General features: G+C 46.8%; 16 protein-coding genes. 4 read left to right on the forward strand and 12 right to left on the reverse strand.

The window, feature by feature from the left end:
* Positions 1-7 precede the first annotated feature (7 nt).
* Entirely contained in the window at positions 8-202 is a 195-nt protein-coding gene (locus QUA42_RS24740) for a hypothetical protein (RefSeq protein WP_006631905.1), read from the reverse strand.
* Between the two features lie 830 nt (positions 203-1,032).
* Positions 1,033-1,368 (reverse strand): 30S ribosomal protein S6, encoded by a 336-nt coding sequence (rpsF, locus tag QUA42_RS24745; protein WP_006631907.1) that lies wholly within the window; start codon positions 1,366-1,368, stop codon positions 1,033-1,035.
* Positions 1,369-1,434: 66 nt separating this feature from the next.
* Between rpsF and QUA42_RS24750 the strand changes: the two genes are divergently transcribed.
* Complete coding sequence (locus tag QUA42_RS24750) at positions 1,435-2,301, forward strand: carbohydrate ABC transporter permease (RefSeq protein WP_333140939.1); 867 nt, start codon at positions 1,435-1,437, stop codon at positions 2,299-2,301.
* A 392-nt stretch (positions 2,302-2,693) separates the two neighbouring features.
* Here QUA42_RS24750 and QUA42_RS24755 read toward each other — a convergent pair whose 3' ends face one another.
* From QUA42_RS24755 to glyA, 7 genes are all read right to left on the reverse strand, one after another.
* Complete coding sequence (locus tag QUA42_RS24755) at positions 2,694-5,249, reverse strand: HDIG domain-containing metalloprotein (protein WP_333140941.1); 2,556 nt, start codon at positions 5,247-5,249, stop codon at positions 2,694-2,696.
* A gap of 418 nt (positions 5,250-5,667) precedes the next feature.
* Positions 5,668-6,816 carry an ADP-ribosylglycohydrolase family protein gene (locus QUA42_RS24760; protein ID WP_333140943.1) on the reverse strand — a complete coding sequence of 383 codons (1,149 nt, stop codon included), beginning with the start codon at positions 6,814-6,816 and terminating at the stop codon, positions 5,668-5,670.
* 160 nt (positions 6,817-6,976) lie between these two features.
* Positions 6,977-7,417, reverse strand: coding sequence for a type II 3-dehydroquinate dehydratase (gene aroQ, locus QUA42_RS24765; RefSeq protein WP_138920973.1), 441 nt, complete (start codon positions 7,415-7,417; stop codon positions 6,977-6,979).
* A 112-nt stretch (positions 7,418-7,529) separates the two neighbouring features.
* Complete coding sequence (locus QUA42_RS24770) at positions 7,530-7,667, reverse strand: hypothetical protein (protein WP_006631912.1); 138 nt, start codon at positions 7,665-7,667, stop codon at positions 7,530-7,532.
* Between the two features lie 299 nt (positions 7,668-7,966).
* Positions 7,967-9,223: a competence/damage-inducible protein A gene (locus QUA42_RS24775; RefSeq protein ID WP_333140945.1), complete on the reverse strand. Its 1,257-nt coding sequence runs from the start codon at positions 9,221-9,223 to the stop codon at positions 7,967-7,969.
* Between the two features lie 76 nt (positions 9,224-9,299).
* Positions 9,300-10,355: an MraY family glycosyltransferase gene (locus QUA42_RS24780; protein ID WP_190663118.1), complete on the reverse strand. Its 1,056-nt coding sequence runs from the start codon at positions 10,353-10,355 to the stop codon at positions 9,300-9,302.
* 454 nt (positions 10,356-10,809) lie between these two features.
* Entirely contained in the window at positions 10,810-12,093 is a 1,284-nt protein-coding gene (gene glyA / locus QUA42_RS24785) for a serine hydroxymethyltransferase (RefSeq protein WP_333060851.1), read from the reverse strand.
* Positions 12,094-12,261: 168 nt separating this feature from the next.
* Between glyA and QUA42_RS24790 the strand changes: the two genes are divergently transcribed.
* Together QUA42_RS24790 and QUA42_RS24795 are read left to right on the forward strand one after the other, a co-directional pair.
* Positions 12,262-12,459 (forward strand): hypothetical protein, encoded by a 198-nt coding sequence (locus tag QUA42_RS24790; RefSeq protein WP_006631916.1) that lies wholly within the window; start codon positions 12,262-12,264, stop codon positions 12,457-12,459.
* Between the two features lie 218 nt (positions 12,460-12,677).
* Positions 12,678-13,154: a Tic20 family protein gene (locus QUA42_RS24795; RefSeq protein ID WP_333140947.1), complete on the forward strand. Its 477-nt coding sequence runs from the start codon at positions 12,678-12,680 to the stop codon at positions 13,152-13,154.
* An 80-nt stretch (positions 13,155-13,234) separates the two neighbouring features.
* Here the strand turns inward: QUA42_RS24795 and QUA42_RS24800 are convergent, their stop codons facing one another.
* From QUA42_RS24800 to QUA42_RS24810, 3 genes are all read right to left on the reverse strand, one after another.
* On the reverse strand, positions 13,235-14,011 hold the full coding sequence (locus QUA42_RS24800) for a fumarylacetoacetate hydrolase family protein (RefSeq protein WP_333140950.1): 777 nt from the start codon (positions 14,009-14,011) through the stop codon (positions 13,235-13,237).
* Between the two features lie 120 nt (positions 14,012-14,131).
* Positions 14,132-14,713, reverse strand: coding sequence for a 5-formyltetrahydrofolate cyclo-ligase (locus tag QUA42_RS24805; protein ID WP_333140952.1), 582 nt, complete (start codon positions 14,711-14,713; stop codon positions 14,132-14,134).
* A 97-nt stretch (positions 14,714-14,810) separates the two neighbouring features.
* Entirely contained in the window at positions 14,811-16,238 is a 1,428-nt protein-coding gene (locus QUA42_RS24810) for an NB-ARC domain-containing protein (protein WP_333140953.1), read from the reverse strand.
* A 589-nt stretch (positions 16,239-16,827) separates the two neighbouring features.
* Here QUA42_RS24810 and QUA42_RS24815 point away from each other — a divergent pair.
* A complete protein-coding gene (locus tag QUA42_RS24815) occupies positions 16,828-17,283 on the forward strand; it encodes a dynamin family protein (protein ID WP_333140955.1) in 456 nt (151 codons plus the stop codon).
* Positions 17,284-17,303 lie beyond the last annotated feature (20 nt).

A 17,303-nucleotide genomic window follows, 5' to 3' on the forward strand; every position in this document is an offset into this window, starting at 1 on the left:
GCTTGCCCTAGCTCATGGTGGCGTTGCTGCGATCGTAACTGGCTTGAAAGCTGGGCTGCGGTTTGCCTTGAATGTGACCCCAGTAGTGCGTATCTTCCATCCCGACTTCGGTGGCGGTGCGGTTGAGCATGGATTGCTGGCGGTTCTTCACCAGTTGGTGGTGGCGCATCATCAGAGAGCGAGCTTGATTTTCAGTAGACATATGCGGTTCCTCCGTATTCTTTAGATTAATGTTGAGCTTGTTTTTTCTTCTCTTCTATCACTATAACAGACAATTCTGTATCTAAAGCTACCAAATTAAAATTGTCACAAAACTTTACAATTGGGCTATGGGGCGAGAATCTCGATCGAGGTTGCAGGGAGTGCGATCGAGCTTTGGCTAGTTGATTCAGGCCCAACCTCAAGCAGCTAGTGGCAAAATTTGACAATATTCCTCTTCTAAGAGCCACATTTTAGCGGCTACCTAATTGCCAAGGGCAAAAATAACTTTATAGTTTGGTTCAGAGTTATAGATGTAGAATTTTGCCTCTCAAGAAAGTCGAATTTGACTTAGTTAAGAGTAAATTTAATAAGTAGCGAATCACAATTAGATTTACAATGATGAAGCAGCTCTGCTCAAGCACAGTCAAGTTTTTTGTAGTCAACTAGATAATAGAGTTGGGCTAACTGAATCGCCCTCGCCATCCTCAAAAAGCGAGCTTTCTTTATCTATGTTGATAAAAATAGATTAAGTCCCTGCAGCCTCCCCACAAAAAAGAGCGATCGTCCTTCCCTAGAAAAACAATCGCCCATTTACCTATAATTTCAATCAACATCAAGTCCCGCCCTTAAGAAACTATGCTGTACCCACAATTCCAGAGCTCCCCCTAGCCTCTTTTTCAGGAGGATGCCACGGGGAGCGAAAGGCTCTGACGTTAGTTTTTCAAGTTGTGTGTACAGGGTAGCCCTTAAGAAATGCGTGCGGGGGAATAAGTGGCCCTAATCGTCAAACAGTAGACTGGGACTACATAAGACGTTAAGTTGACACGAATGCTACTCGGCGACTTCAGCTTCCGCTTCCGCTTCTGGTGCATCTGGCACATCTTGCTTGATCGTCAAATAGCGAATCACTTCTTCGCTCAGACGCATCGCGCGCTCTAGGGTAAAAATTGCAGCGCCCGGAGCTGTATAGTTCATTTGAACGTATACTCCGTCCCGGTGCTTGCCGATTTCGTAAGCCAAACGGCGCTTGCCACGGTGCTGAGTTTCGATGCTTTCAGCACCTTGATCGCGCAAAATAGTTTGATATTTAGCGATCGCCTGGTCTGTCATTTCTTCACCCAAATCAGGGCGCAGAATGTACATAGTTTCGTAAATAAACGGTTTCATGGCAATAATCCCCTTATGGACAACAAGGCTTCTCACGAAGCAAGGACTTATTATCATATCCCAACAATGAACAATCTCAAAACTAAAAAACCAAATTCCCCAAACAACACTCCCTCGCCGTGGAGAACCCTGTGGACGTACAGCATCATGAGCGCGATCGGACTTTTAATGCTGTTTCCCTTGCTGTGGCTGCTCAGTACCTCCCTCAAATCCCCCAACGAAAACATTTTTCAATTTCCCCCGCAACTGTGGCCACAACAGCCAACCCTCGAAAACTTCATCAAAGTGTGGCAAACCAACCCCTTCGGCCGCTACCTGTTCAACAGCACCCTAATTGCTGGCCTCACAGTTAGCATCAACGTCCTCTTTTGTGCCCTCGCCGCTTACCCCTTAGCCCGACTAAAATTTCGCGGCCGCGAAGCCATCTTAATCACAATCATTTCCACAATCATGATTCCCTTCCAAATAGTCATGATTCCCCTATACATATTGACAGTACAACTCGGACTAAAAAATAGTTATTTAGGCGTCATTTTTCCCGGACTAGCCTCAGCCTTCGGCATATTTTTATTACGACAAGCATTCCTAGCAGTTCCCAAAGAACTAGAAGAAGCCGCCCGCATCGACGGCTGCAGTGAATTAGGCATTTGGTGGCACGTTATGATTCCGGCAATTAAGCCAGCTTTAGTCACTCTAGGAATTTTCGTATTTATCGGTTCTTGGAGTGACTTTCTGTGGCCACTGCTAGTTTTAGACAGACCGGAATATTACACTTTACCTCTAGGGGTAGCCAATTTAGCCGGGACATTTTCTTTAGATTGGCGTTTAGTTGCCGCGGGTTCTATTATTTCTATTGTTCCAGTTTTAGGGCTATTTTTACTCTTGCAAAAATACATTGTACCAACAGAAACTGCTGCGGGAGTCAAAGGATAGAATTAAGATAAAAAATCCGCGTTTATCCGCGTTCATCTGCAGTTAAAAATTAAAATCTTTTGAACTCAACACTCACAAGATTTATTTTTTCTGTACGAACTGCCATATATCCGCTGGATTATGGATCGCGCTGCGGTTGTAGGTTTTAGATACTCTCATCGCTTTTGCAGCTTTTGCAAATGCGATCGATGCCCAAGACTGGCAAAAATTGCGATCGCACCTAGCCGGCTAAAGAGATATCGACTCTTCGGAGTTTTGAGGAATCAAACAACCTGTGGTAATTGTCAGCGACAATTATGAAGTGCATCGCTATTCGCTCGCGGGGCAAATTGCAATGAAATCTCATTCACCACTCAAATGCGAGCTGATTTTTCCTAACTAAAAATTTCCTCCTACCTAGGAGTAAAAACTGCACTAGGGTAAGCAATCCGCTTGTGATTGAACTGTTCCCAAACTCGCACAAAAATCTCCGCAATTAGAGACATATCCTCCCGCGTTAAATCCGAATCAATCAACTGATTATCCTGCCAGCGAGCCCTCAAAATCCGATTAACCATATTCAAAGCCTCTTCATGAGTAGCATCCTTGAGCGATCGCAAAGCAGCCTCGCAAGAATCCGCCAGCATCAGAATCCCCGTTTCCCGCGACTGCGGAATCGGCCCATCGTAGCGAAAATCCTCCTCCCTCACTTGGCGACTTGCGATTGTTAACTTTGAATTATCGGCATCTGGCAAAGCAATCTTTAAATCTTCTATTTCTTTTGCAACAATTTGCTGCGCTTGGTGGTAGAAATATGCAATTAACATTGTACCTTGGTGCTCGGGAATAAACGCCTGAATTGCCTTCGGCAATCGATGCTTCCGCGCCATCACCAAGCCCTCGCTAACGTGCTTTTTAATAATCTCCGCGCTCGCCCAAGGGTCATTAATTTCATCGTGTTTGTTACCTCCGCCCATTTGATTTTCACAAAATCCGAGCGGGTCGTGCATTTTTCCAATATCGTGGTATAGTGTTCCAGCTCTGACCAGCTCAACATTGCAGCCGAGTTCCCGGGCCGCAGCCTCCGCCAAACTCGCCACAAACAGCGTGTGCTGAAAAGTCCCCGGAGCCTCGGCAGCCAATTTCTTCAACAGCGGGCGGTTGGGATTGGCAAGTTCAGCCAGCCGAATTGGCGTAATCAAGTCAAAAACGTGTTCCAAATAAGGGCTGATGCCGATCGCCACAACGCTCCAAGCCAAACCGGCCAAACTTTGCGCGCCCACTGTACCGAGCACGACGTACCAAATCGCACCGGCAGCCGCGCTGGCAATCAAAGTCCCCACCAGATAAACCGTGCCCTGAGTCAAGCCCACAGCCACGCCCAAAAGAGCCAATTCCTCGCGCGATCGCAGTCGCCCGGCCATAAAAGCGCCCAGCAATCCCCCCGCCCCGCTAGCCGCCAAATGAATCAACTCCACATTTAAGCCAACGGGCAGCAGTGCCGACAGCAGCCCCACCACAGTCACTCCTACCGCCGAACCGTAGAAGCCACCCGCTAAAATCCCGATCGCCGGCAAACTCGTCCAAGGCAGCCCCAAACTCACCAGCACCGGCGCGCTCAAAGTCAGCAGCAGCAATAGCAAATGATCTCTGCGGCGCAACCGGTAGTGCCTTTCCACCAGCAGTACGATCGCAATTGCCCCCGCGACTAAACAAACAAAACCCGTCAGCCCCAGCCAATTCACCCCCCGCCGGCTTAAACCAAAATAGTCCAGCAACACGAAATCTTCCTGCGAGATCTCTTTTCCTTGTACAACAATTATTTCGCCCTGATCTACTGCGATCATCACGGGTTTCACCTTTTGCGCCGCTAATTCAGCTAGCTGTTTGGTTTCCTCGCGATCTCTCACCAGATTTGGCTGCAAAATCGCTGTTAAACCCTCCACCGCCAAAGCTTGGGACTCTAACGGCACTTCATCAGCCACTTGCAGCTTCACGGCTTCTTTCAAAATCTCTTTTGGCAACCCCTGCGGGATACCTTGAGCCACCATCCTTTTTGCCGCCCGACTCATACCGGTTTGGGTTTTCTGCCAAGCTGCATCCGACAAATCAAACAGCGAAGTATCGTAAATCGGTGGCAGCCCCACAACCGACGGTTTTCCCAGCGCCTCCACAGCATTGAGATAGCGCTGGCGAGCAGAGGAGATACTGTCTGTCAGGCTTTGAAAGTCTGCTGCCCGGACCGATCGGCTGTAAGCTTGCAGTTGAGCTATAGCATCTTGCTGAGACTTGTTATCTGTTGCCGCAGCAATTGCGACGGAATCCAAACTCAATCGCTCGGAAGTTGCACTTTTGTCACCCGCTTGCGCCACAATAGATCGCCATTCCCACTCGGGACAGCCCCGCAAGTAAACCTGAGCCGTATTTGAGAGTACCGAGGGACTCGCAAACGGAAACGGGCCTACCGCTTCCCGCAGCTCGCTTCCCTCCTGCAAAAATTGTTGTAATTCTCGATAAATTTGTCGATCGACCGCAGAATCCAGCATTAATATCGCTACAGCCCCGCTCCGCGCTGCTTTCCGCTGTTCTTCAGTAGTTTTGTAATCGGGGATGCTAGCAGTAGCAGGAGCCTTAATCGTCTGAGGAGCTTTCGTCCCCACATCCAGTTTCGGCTGGTTGTAGAAGCGGTGGCCCAGAGTGCTGCTTAGGGAAACTACCGCTACCAGCGCCAACATAGGGGAACGAGCTTGATTTTTGAGGCTTGATTTGGAGGTTTTACTTGTAAATTTAGTAGTAAAAGTCTCGGGAAGAAGCCATTTCTGGCGCGACAAACGGCTCAGGAGAGGCCCGCCAGCGCGTGAGGTATCTGCTTTGCTGGTGCCATTTTGCACTTTAGCAATGTGTTGGCGCAGTGAGCGCGCAGCCCCTAGCTGCTCAATCTGCCGCATCAATGAGGAGAGCGTATTCATTTGTGTCGAAGATATATCACTGTTATCCAGCAGCTCTGTCAGAATTTCTGACTATGCATCTTGATTGATTTTATCCGAACTACCGTGGCTGAATATTCAACCCTCCAGGCTACTTTGCCTGACTATTGCCAGCAGTTGGCTTTCCTGACGGTGGCCAACAACGCAAGTAGCTTCTTTGCTTCCCTTGTCTGTCTTGATCAGAACTCGCGCGCGAGGGCTAAAAACCTTGTTTATCCGTAGATTCTTCGTTTTCCAACCCCGTATTTTCGTTTAAACCTGGCTTGTTGGGGCAGGCGTGTCCGATTTAATTTTTCACTTTTTAATCTTTAATTGTCGCTCTCCTTGCACTTTTGCTTTTGACTTGTTAATTTCTAATTGCTAATTTCTGGTTTCCCCTTACCGTCCAAAGCTCCAAACTTTATACTTTACGAGGTCTAATTACATAAGGTGCAGCCACCGATCGGGCTAGCGCTGTGGAATCCAGTCGGGCATCTGGGCTGTAAACTCCTGCCCAAACAGCAAACAGGTTATTTGCTAACTCTACAATTTTTACATCGCTGCCAGTTCGCCAGAGCGAAGGTTCTTGGCCGTCGGCTAGCTGCTGGGATTTAAGCTCAGCCGAAGATACCTGTCGCCATTCTACAGGAATCGCAGCAACGCCGTTATAGGCTCCCGACAAAGCTCCCGTCAAAGCGCAGGTTATTTGTCCGGCTATGCCACAGCGGGCGGCACGCACCACGGACAACCGCAAGTCTTCTGGGGTGTTCAAAAAGCAGTAGAAAGCTAAGGCAATGGGAATGAAATTTCCAGGGTTGACAATTGACTCGGTTTGTAATTTTTTTTCACCTTCGCCCTGTCTTTCTCGCAAAGCTGTGGCGCTTTTGCACAGATGAGTGGCGGCTGTTTCTAAATCGGCTCCCTTTTCTAGTAGTATTTGCACTTGGAGCAGCAGCTCTGTTAAGGCATTATCTGTTTTCAGGTAGGCAAGTGTTTGCTCGATCGCTGTCGCCGGGTCAAGTCTTTCTTTGAGAGCTCGGGCGATCGTATATGCTACTGCTAAAATTGCTGTTTCCCATTCTGGCTGGTTTTCAGTGTGCCAAACCTCTATCGCCAGCATGATTTTTTCTCGCAGCTTGGCTTTATTTTCGTGAAAAAACATCGCCGATGGCAGCGCAGCAACGGCAGCTTCACCAGGGTTAAGCAGGGTTTGAAACTCACTGTTGCGGGGATGGTAAATTTCAGACTTGGCAAATGCTTCCCAAGTATCGCGCCAATCTTTTAAATCTAAACCTCTACACCGAATTAAACTTTGAGCGCACGCTACAGCCAGTCTCCCGGATGCCGATGAGTCTTTGGCAGTTGGGATTTTACTGTTGACAGAATTCAACGCCAATGTTGCGCCACTTACGGTCAATTGTTGGTGTTTCGTCAGTTGTAAAATCGGCTGCAAGTCTTCTGTTTGGGGGGGAATACCCACGAGTTGCCTCTGGTATTGCAGGCCTATAGAGTCTCCTAAAACTGCCCCCAGGATGGTTCCTTGAAACTTGTTCAACAGGGAATGCCGCATTTGAATTTAACTCAAGTTTTTAGTAATTGGTAATTTAGAATTCTTCCTGGTTTCCTTCTTTGCCTAACTCTTGTGATTAATTGGAATTCAACTCAAACATATAAGGGCTGGTTTTCCATCTAAAACCTGCCCTCATCCGATCGCTATAATCGGTAAATTTTTAATTTTTAATCAGGTAACTAACTAGAGCTTGCAGCCCCAGCCGATAACTTTCTGAGCCAAAACCGCTGATTTGCCCTATCGCCACTGCTGCGATAAACGAGTGGTGCCGAAAAGCTTCCCGCCGGTAAATATTGCTCAGATGAACTTCTACCGCAGGGATATTCACAGCGGCGATCGCGTCTCTAATTGCCACACTCGTATGAGTATAAGCTCCAGCATTAATCAATAAGCCTTGGTGCTGCCCTAACATTGAGTGAATTGCATCCACCAATACCCCTTCATGATTCGACTGCTGAATTGAGACTTGCACCTGGAGGGCTTGCGCTTCTCGTTCTAGCAACTTGTTGATATCATTTAAAGTCGCAGAACCATAAACTCCAGGTTCTCGCTGACCCAATAGATTCAGATTAGGGCCGTGAAGTACCAGGATATTTAACAATTTTAAAATTTCCAGTGCAACAAAAATTATGAGAGTTTTGACATGGGATTTAGAACGAGTCTGCCACCTCAAACGTCAAACCTTAAACCTCAAACTTCTAATTCAGTCCCGACTACCTGCGATTCCTAGGTTGGTTGACAGGAATACGAATCGGTTCGAGTTCCGGTTCAGGTTCGGGACTCAGCAGTCCTTCTATCAGCTTGCGAACCCATTCTTTAATTTGTTCCAGCACCTTTTCAATGTCTTCCATTGAACGGATAGCTCCTTTTTTTATAGTCTAGATTGCTAAACCGACGGCTAAATATCTGAAAATAAGCAAGCACGACTTTGAAACCAAAGGTCAAACTTGCTTTCTCACTTGCTGGTTGTTTTGAGCAATGGAGAGAGTCAGTATCTTGGCCAATCAGTCCTATCTTATTATCATAACGAATCTTTACAGATAATCAAGAGGCAAAAGGAAAATTGCCGAATTATATCGGAGTATAGAGTGTTAAATAAAGCTTAAGCTTACGGTTGACTGTTGACAATTGACCAATCGTAGGATTTTTTCTAAGCTTTTGCCAACAATAATTTACGCCGCAGCTGATCGAGCGCCGTACAGCTACTCAGATTCCGAATCCAATCGCGGCCTCTGGCATCGCCAAAACGGTATTCAAAACTTTCTGCGGATCCGTGGGGCCCGGCTAAACCAACATAAACCAGTCCGACAGGTTTAGCATCTGTGCCGCCTTCGGGCCCGGCGATGCCTGTAATGCTCAATCCCCAATTTGTATTGAGGCTGGCGCGAACTCCTGCAGCCATTTGTTTTGCCACTTGGTGGCTGACTGCCCCAAATTCGGCTAAATCTTGCGGATTAACACCTAATAATCCTTCCTTAACTTGATTGTCGTAAGAAATAATCCCGCCTAAAAAGTAGCTCGAACTGCCGGGAACACCAGTCAGCATCGCCCCCAATCCACCTCCGGTACAGGATTCAGCCACGCTAAGAGTTTGCCCCGCATCCAGCAGCAATTGGCCCACAGTCGAAGCGAGGGTATCGCTATCAGCACCGTAACAGTCCGAGCCGGCAATTTGCCGCAATTGTTGTTCGATCGGCTCAATCAAGTTTTTCGCAGCCCCGGACGACTCCGCGCGGGCCGAAATCCGCAGTTTGACTTCGCCGTGATTGGCGTAGGGAGCCACAGTAGGATTAGTTAAATTGAGAAAACTATCTACTTTTTCGGCCAATGCCGACTCAGCAATCCCCCAAAATTTCAATGTGCGGCTGTAAATAGTGGCGCTGCACCAGCCGCCATTTTTCAGGTAAGGAACGGCGGTTTCTTGCCACATCAAGTGCATTTCCGCCGGTACGCCGGGAAATGTCATTACTGTCACGTCAGAAACCGGCTGCCAAATAATGCCCGGTGCAGAACCGCTGCGGTTCGGCAGAATGTCCGCAGTTTCTGGAATTAAAGCTTGTTTGCGATTGCTGGGACTCATGGTGCGTCCCCGCTGGGCAAATTTGTATTCGATATCTGCGATAATTTCCGGCTTTTCGATGAGGGGAACCCCAAAAAAATCGGCGATCGTTTCGACTGTGAGGTCGTCTGGTGTGGGGCCCAGACCTCCGGTGAAGAGCAAAAGCTGCGATCTGCTGACGGCGATTTCTAACACTTGTTTGATACGTTCTGGATTGTCCCCCACCACTGTTTGATAGTAGTGAGGGATTCCCAGACTTGCTAATTCTTTGGCTAAAAACTGGGCATTGCTATTAAGAATATCGCCTAACAGCAATTCAGTGCCAACACAAATAATTTCAGCAACCATTCAATTTTAGATTTTAGATTTTGGATTTTAGATTGAGGAATTAATTGGGGAATGACAACAGTCAACCGTCAACTAACTATCGAGCGTGTCTCCAAACTTTCCAGCTAGCATATCCCAGCAAACTTGTTGCACCCATAGCGTAAATTACGCCGCTCGGAAGCGAAAAAGCTAGGGCTAAACTTCCCACCCACAGTGTCAGTGAGTAAATAAATAAAACCGCAAATCGATGGGATAGTCCGGCTTCTAGAAGTCGGTGGTGGAGATGGCGCTTGTCAGCAATAAACGGTGACTTGCCGTTGCGAAGTCGATCGAGAATCACCGCCGACATATCTAAAATTGGTACAGCTAAAATTAAATATGGCAGCAACACAGAAGTAACAGCCGTAGTTTTAACTAACCCAATTACTCCCACTCCAGCGAGAGTAAACCCGATAAAATAAGCCCCGCCATCTCCCATAAAGATTTGAGCCGGATTGAAGTTGTAGCGCAGAAATCCCAAGGCCCCGCCAGCTAAAGCCGCTGCAATCAGGGCCGCCGCCGGTTGGTGCATCGCCAGACTGACAATCAGCATCACAACTGCTGCAATCCCTGAAACTCCGGCCGCTAAACCGTCCAAACCGTCAATCCAGTTGATGGCATTCGCCATGCCGACGAGCCAAATCACGGTAATTGGCAAGCTCAGCCAGCCAATATTAGTCAGTCCCAAGGAGGGAACTGTCAGAAACTCAATCTGTACGCCTGCCATCCAAACGATGCTGGATACGCCAATTTGCATGAGCAAGCGTTTTAATGCCGAGAGCGAAAATAGGTCGTCTGCTAAACCGATGAGGAAGAATCCGATGCCGCCGAGGGTTACTCCCCAAATTTCGTATTCGTCTTTGGGATTGAGAACTTGTCCGTTAGCATCAATGAAGCCTCCTGAGAGCCAGACAAATAAGAGGGCAGTGATAGTGCCGAGAAAGATGGACACTCCTCCCAAGCGCACCATAGGGCGCTTGTGGACTTTTCGCTCGCCTGGTCGATCAACTCTCCCGCTTTTGAGGCCAATTTTTTTGACTATTGGCGTACTCCAGAGGACGATGATCGCAGAAACCAGGAAAGCGAGTATGTGGTACAGATACTGGTACGGCATCTGAAATCAATTTTAAATAGTGCGGGGCAATTAGGCTGTCAGGCAGAGTCTACTACATTTCAGATGGCTTATAACAAGGAAACATCTTGAAGAGCGACTGGGGGTTTGGGAGTCGGAGATTTGCCACAATGGCAGTTGCCCTGGGGCGAATTGTCAGGTTGTTCATTCATAACTCTCGAATTAACGATTTGAAATATCGACTTTTTGGCGAGCAAAAAAGTCGATATTTGGCGAGCGGGCCCAGTTGAGCGGTATCTTTCGCAACCGACAAATACCGTTAGTCAAACCAGCCCCGCCCGACAAATATCTTTACTAAAAACCGTATGAGCGATCGATATTTTTTGTGAAAACCGCTTGTCAATATCGCTACCGGCAACTCTCAATCTTTTCCTGCTCTTTTACCCTTTTACCCGTACACTTCCAACTACCAATTCCCCATTGCCGATCAGGAAAATTAAGCTAATGCCGGCACTTTCAAGTACAAGTGGGGATATAAGGGGAAGCGATCGCACAGTGCTGCTACTCGACGCAGGCAGTCGGCGGCGACGCTTTCATCATCTGGATTTAGCAGGCGATCGGCAATAATATTCCCAATCTCGGTAAATTCTGCTGTTCCCATTCCCCTGGTGGTCATCGCCGGCGAACCGAGTCTCAAACCGCTGGTGACAAAGGGCGATGCCGGATCGAAAGGCACGGTATTTTTATTAGCAGTAATATTCACACCGCTGACTAATTGGTCGGCTTGTTTGCCTGTCATGTTTACCGATCGCAAATCAACTAGCATTAAGTGATTGTCCGTGCCGCCGGAAACGAGTTTTAAACCCCGCTGCTGCAACTGTGCAGCTAATGCGCGTGCATTTTCAATTACTTGACCGGAATAAGTTTTAAATTCAGGCTTTAAGGCTTCGCCGAAAGCTACTGCTTTGCCCGCAATGACGTGTTCTAACGGGCCACCTTGAGTGCCGGGGAACACTGCTTTGTCAAATTTTTTACCTAATTCCGGGTCATTAGTCATAATCAAGCCACCACGGGGGCCGCGCAGGGTTTTGTGAGTGGTGGTGGTGACTGCGTGACAGTGGGGGAGGGGGTTGGGGTGATGCCCTGTGGCGACTAACCCCGCGATGTGGGCGATGTCGGCGAGCAGGTAGGCTCCGATTTCGTCGGCGATCGCTCTAAACTTCTCAAAGTCTATAATTCGCGAATATGCTGAATAGCCACAAATTAGCAATTTCGGTCGGTTTTCTTTGGCCAGTGCCAAAATTTCGTCGTAGTCGAGCTGTTCTGTTTCTTGGCTGACGCCGTAGTGAAAAGCTTTGAACCATTTGCCGGATACGTTGACCGGCGAACCGTGGGTCAAGTGTCCGCCGTGGGACAAATCCATGCCCATAATTCCGTCTCCGGGTTCCAGCAAGCTCAAAAATACTGCAAAGTTGGCTTGAGCGCCGGAGTGGGGCTGGACGTTGGCGTGAGCGGCTCCAAATAACTGTTTGGCGCGGTCGATCGCAATTTGCTCGATGCCGTCAATAAATTCGCAGCCGCCGTAGTACCGTTTCGCTGGCAGTCCTTCGGCGTATTTATTGGTCAGCACTGAGCCTTGAGCTGCCATTACCGCTGCGGAGGTAAAGTTTTCGCTGGCGATGAGTTCTAGGTGGTCTCGCTGCCGCTGGAGCTCTTGCCCGATTAAATCGGCAATCAGCGGATCGGTTTTGGAAAGGAATTCTAAGTTAGTGTCCGTCACAATAATCAACCTCTTGACAGTTTTGGGATTGGGAATTGGGGATCTTATACCGTACTACGGATTTCGCACCATTGACATAAATATTACGTTGTGTTCAGGTTAAGCGGTTTGTCCCCAACTCCTGACATACAATGAAATTACTGGTGTGAAACCTGCCGGAGGTATCAAATGTTAGTCATTTTAATGGAAAATCAGATGCTTGCCCCTCAGTGTGTTTGCCAAAGTTGTTTGCTGGCAGATCGCACTGGCCAACCGCGCTGGAGCGGTGGAGAGCTTCGCTGCGGACATCCAGTTGCTAAACCTACGGAAAATTTGCCCGATCGGTACGAGTGTCAAATGGGCTTCGTCATTGCCAATATTAAATAATCATCGGGCATGGGGCATGGGACATGGGGCATTGGGCATGGGGCATGGGACATGGTGACTATTAACCCGACTCGATCTAAGTTCCCCTGCATCTGGTACTTGAGGCTGCTATCCGCCCACAAACGAGCAAATTCCGGGCGAGTCGGAACTGAGCCTGCTGCGTTATGCTGATTTTAATAGGAATTAATAGTTCACTGATCGACTCAGGAGAGTTCATTATGACTTGGCGCGGGTCTACAACTGTTCCAGACCGGATTTTTGCTTCTTTGCCTTATTTGCTCCCCCTAATTGACGGGCTAGCGTTTGGCAGCAGGTATCTGTTTCAACAGTTTCCTGTCTTGGGACTGTTTTTTGTCCCGCTAGCTCCTTTGCTTCAGATTTATAGTTTGCCCTTCGCTAGCTTGATTATTTTCTTTGCCCTGTATTTAGGGGTAGTTAGAAACGAAAACATCAGTCACTTCATTCGTTTTAATGCGATGCAGGCAATTCTTTTAGACATTGTTTTGATGCTCTGCGGCCTAGTTTTGGGGATTTTTGATAAAGGTCCCCAAGTCGCATTTATTGCGGAAACTCTGTATAACATGGTGTTTTTGGGCGCTTTTGCTGCATTTGTCTATGCAGTCGTGCAGTCGCTTTTGGGACGCTATGCAGAGATTCCTCCGCTTTCGGATGCTGTTTATATGCAGGTTCGTTAGTTAGTTGACTGTTGGCAGTTGACAGTTGTTAGTTGGTTATTATTTGTTGGTTCTAATACCCAATGCCCAATGCCCAATAACTAATAACCAATAACTACTGTATTTTCAAGACTGCCGATGCCTTCAATTTCGATGCGGACTCGATCGCCTATTTGTAGCGGCCCTACTCCTTGCGGCGTTCCCGTCAGTATCACATCGCCGGGAATTAGGGTCATTATTTGACTGATGTAGGAGACGAGAAAGTCTGGCGAAAATACCATGCGATCGATCTGGGATGACTGTACGGGTCGCTCGCTGTCATTGACAAAAGTCTGCAATTGTGCAGCAGGACTCAGTTCGCGGACAATCCAAGGCCCCAAGGGACAAAATGTATCGAACCCTTTGGCCCTGGCCCACTGGTTGTCCCGCTTTTGCAAATCTCTAGCTGTTACGTCATTGGCGATCGTATATCCCCAAATTTTGCTGTGTGCTTGTTCGGGAGTGCAGTTGCTACAATGTTCGCCAATTACCAAGGCTAATTCTCCCTCGTAGTCTACCCTTTCCGACTGCTGCGGATAACTAATCGCTGCACCTGCAGGGATGACTGCACTCGGAGGCTTGAAAAACAACAGGGGTTCTTCCGGTACTGGGGTTCCCATCTCGGCGGCGTGATCGACATAATTTTTGCCTACGGCTACAATTTTTGAGGGAGAGCACGGGGCGAGAATTTGGTAAGTATCTGGTGAAAGTTCCAAATCGGTTGGTTGTCCTTTTAACCAGGGCGGTGCATCAAATACTTGAACGCTGTGGCTGAGTTGCAGTAAACCGTAATGGATGTGTCCTTGTGTTGTTTTTACTCGAACGTAGCGCTGGGCCATAGTATTTTAGTTTTTAGGTTTTAGATTCTAGATTCAAAAAGACTTGTGCAAGTCCTAAATAGAATATATATAAACATGGATCTAGGGATAATTTCTGAAAATTTATTGCTCGATCGACCTTTAAGATTTTTGCTGTATTATTTTTAACCCGCTTTCCGTGCAAATTCCGTGCAGCGGTTTGTCCCAGGAGTCAACGGGTAGTTGGGGCAGCAAGGCAAATTCAAAGATTGTGCCGATCGTAAGTTTTGATTCCCACTCAGCTAAACTAAGCATTCGATCGTAATAGCCGCCGCCGTAGCCCAAACGATACCCGCGCCAATCGCAGCCTACAGCGGGCACGAGGATTAAATCTACTTCTGAGTAATCTATTTTAGGAGCATCCGGCAGGGGTTCGAGTATGCCATAAGCTCCAGTATGTAAAGCATCTCCGGGGTGCCAGATGTGCCAAGATAGCTCTTTGCCGACACAGCGGGAAAATCCCCATTTGCGGGGAGTTACAAATAGGGGACTTAAATCTGGTTCTTGGCGACAACTGAAATAGGCGAGGATTGTTTTTGCTTGGGTGAATAGGGGCGAGTTTTGCAGGTGATTGCAGATGCGATCGCTCTTTTGTCTCCATTCTTGTGCTGATAGGGATTTGCGGGTGTGGAGGAGCGATTTTCTTAATTCCGTTTTAGTTAATGAAGGTTCAGCAGTATTCATAATTTCATATTAAATCATAGCTGCGGCTAGGAAGACGGCAATGCCGTGTCTCCCATTTTGAGGACACGGCATTGCCGTCTTCCTACAGATCTCGTGGTTAATTAACTAGATTTGATATTACATATTGTCTCACCACAGGACAAACGCTGAATAGCGTTTCATTCTCCCTTTCTTCTATTTCAACTAGCGATCGCCTTCCCAAAGATTGCAGCCCGTTGAATAACTCGGAGGGCGATAAATCGGCATCTTGTAGCAATTGCTCTATTGAAACTGGATTTACTTCGCGGCTGAGTCGGGAGATGAGCTTTTTCTCTAATTCTGACAAGCGATTTATCTGCGGGTGCAAGTTTGATGCCAATTCTTCCCCTAAGAATAGCCTATCATATTTTAAATAATCTGCAACCCTACCTCGGAATATTTCTTGAATGGTGTTGGCGACTATTTTTAACCACAATGGATTGCCTCGGTAGGTGTTAATTAGGTTTTCCCATGTTTCGGGATTGAGTAAACTTTTTTGGCGGAAAATTTCGGCTGCTGCTGTACCTATGCCTTTGAGTTGTAAGCTGCGAACTGGTGAATTTTCTCCTTTTAAGGCCGTAATTTCTCTGGGTGGTTCCCAACTGTTGAGGATTAAACAACTGTTGTGGGTTGTTTCTCCGATTTCTCTGAAGAGAATGCTATAATTTTCGCATTCGGGACGGTAATTTCCTGCTAATTTTCCGCTGCTGAGAATGGTTTGCACGTCGTCTAGGATAATGAGACAGCGGGTTTTTCGCAGATATTCCATTAATAGGGAAAGGCGATCGGGAATGCTGGTAGGAAGTTCGATTTCTGGTTTATTTAAGAGAAATTCTAGGAAAGTTTTTAGGGTAGTTTCTAAGGGTGGGGAGTGGCGGAGACTTCGCCAGATGATGTATTCAAAGTTATGCTGAATTTTTTGGATGAGGTGGAGGGAAAGTGCGGTTTTGCCGATGCCGCTTATTCCTAATATAGCTGCAAGGTTGCACTTGTCTTGAACGATCGATTTTTCGAGGGTGGCGAGTTCGGATGTGCGGGAAGCGAAGCTATTGCCATCAGGGGAATCGCACAATGATGAAATATGAGGTGCGTCTGCTAAGTCTAGTCTGGTTTGAGGTTGGGAGGTGTCTGAGGTGGGGGTTGAGGGCGATCGATCTTTTGGAACTTCGGGAGGTTGCAAAGTGTCTCCACAAACATTGACATTATTAATTTGTGTACAGTCTTTCGCAAACTTTGATGAAATAATTGAGAATCGACATCTTTCTAATGTTGTTTTAAAATTTGATTTATTCAGTTCTTCACCTAAGACATCAGAGAGAACTTGCCATAATTCAGAAGCCACATTTCTGACATGACCTTCAGTGCAGTGAGATTCTTCTGCAATTTTAGAGTATCTTTGACCTTTCCATGCACCCCGCAAGATAGCTTCTTGCAGATCGTCCAAGTGTTCTCCTGTTTTGGCGAAAACCAGCTCCTCGGCAAATCTCAAGACTTCTTTAACGTCCATTGGTCGAGTAGGTATAGGGGTTTTTCTTATTTTATCAGACATTTTCTGACATTTTCTGACATCTCTGACCAATTATGACATATCGCTCCTCTCAATTGCTGATAAAATTTGACATTTTATTACTCCGAGAAATTCATAATTAGAAGATAATTATAAAAAACAAATAACTTCTTGTTGGTTAAACTAGCGGGTAGCAGGATGCTATGAACATTAATTTTCGACGCTATCGGGAACAGAAAGGTATCAGTCAATAAGCAGTTGCTAGCGGGATCGGCATTTCTGTAGATCAGCTTAAAAATTATGAGCAGTTCCCTGCCAAAGTTCCGATGGGAATGGCAGTAAAATGGCTGCAAATATTAGGTGTTGACATTGCAACTGCCATGTCAGACGAAATACCTCCACTCCCAGGAATTGAACCAGGCAGTCCCTACGCTGAACTTTATCGCCGGCTAAATTTACTTAATCAGTATATCGATGAAAATTCTTTTTTACCTTGGCTATAATTGCCAACGGAACTACGTAAACCTAACGATCTGCAAACGATCTGCAAGAACAAATTAACCAGTATTACCAAAAACCAAATGTTGTCTTGACAGGAGCATTTGACTCGGGTAAATCCTATCTTGCTAATACTCTTTTAGGCCAAAAAGTATTGCCAACAGGCTATCAGCCTGCAACAAGAGTCATTACCATTGTTTGTCATGTGGAAAGTCGCCCCGAATGGTTTGATGGAAATGTGGGAATTATTGATGAGAAATTTTGGCAAGATGAAAACGGCAAGCTAAATTTTGACTTCCTATATTTAGAGGATCCGGAGCGTTGTCAGAAGCATTTTTTGCAATTTGGCTCCTTTGACCTGCTAGAAAAATATGGCGTACACCAATATGATGACTCTGACGACAGCAATGACGGCGGACATACAGCTATAGTTTATGTAGATGCTCCTTTGTTAAGAGCGTGTAACCTGATTGACCTTCCCGGTTACTCTGATATAGCAATCCTAAATCATTATCATGAGTACGGTACAATTATATGCAATACTTGATTATGACAAAAAAAATGAAT

The organism is Microcoleus sp. Pol11C2 (genome assembly GCF_036701505.1).
Classification (GTDB): Bacteria; Cyanobacteriota; Cyanobacteriia; order Cyanobacteriales; family Microcoleaceae; genus Microcoleus.

Bases quoted from the DNA above. Each gene is read 5' to 3' on its own strand.
- QUA42_RS24740 (WP_006631905.1), bottom strand. From the start codon at position 202: ATGTCTACTGAAAATCAAGCTCGCTCTCTGATGATGCGCCACCACCAA.
- rpsF (WP_006631907.1), bottom strand. From the start codon at position 1,368: ATGAAACCGTTTATTTACGAAACTATGTACATTCTGCGCCCTGATTTG.
- QUA42_RS24750 (WP_333140939.1), top strand. From the start codon at position 1,435: ATGAACAATCTCAAAACTAAAAAACCAAATTCCCCAAACAACACTCCC.
- QUA42_RS24755 (WP_333140941.1), bottom strand. From the start codon at position 5,249: ATGAATACGCTCTCCTCATTGATGCGGCAGATTGAGCAGCTAGGGGCT.
- QUA42_RS24760 (WP_333140943.1), bottom strand. From the start codon at position 6,816: ATGCGGCATTCCCTGTTGAACAAGTTTCAAGGAACCATCCTGGGGGCA.
- QUA42_RS24770 (WP_006631912.1), bottom strand. From the start codon at position 7,667: ATGGAAGACATTGAAAAGGTGCTGGAACAAATTAAAGAATGGGTTCGC.
- QUA42_RS24775 (WP_333140945.1), bottom strand. From the start codon at position 9,223: ATGGTTGCTGAAATTATTTGTGTTGGCACTGAATTGCTGTTAGGCGAT.
- QUA42_RS24780 (WP_190663118.1), bottom strand. From the start codon at position 10,355: ATGCCGTACCAGTATCTGTACCACATACTCGCTTTCCTGGTTTCTGCG.
- QUA42_RS24790 (WP_006631916.1), top strand. From the start codon at position 12,262: ATGTTAGTCATTTTAATGGAAAATCAGATGCTTGCCCCTCAGTGTGTT.
- QUA42_RS24795 (WP_333140947.1), top strand. From the start codon at position 12,678: ATGACTTGGCGCGGGTCTACAACTGTTCCAGACCGGATTTTTGCTTCT.
- QUA42_RS24800 (WP_333140950.1), bottom strand. From the start codon at position 14,011: ATGGCCCAGCGCTACGTTCGAGTAAAAACAACACAAGGACACATCCAT.
- QUA42_RS24805 (WP_333140952.1), bottom strand. From the start codon at position 14,713: ATGAATACTGCTGAACCTTCATTAACTAAAACGGAATTAAGAAAATCG.
- QUA42_RS24810 (WP_333140953.1), bottom strand. From the start codon at position 16,238: ATGGACGTTAAAGAAGTCTTGAGATTTGCCGAGGAGCTGGTTTTCGCC.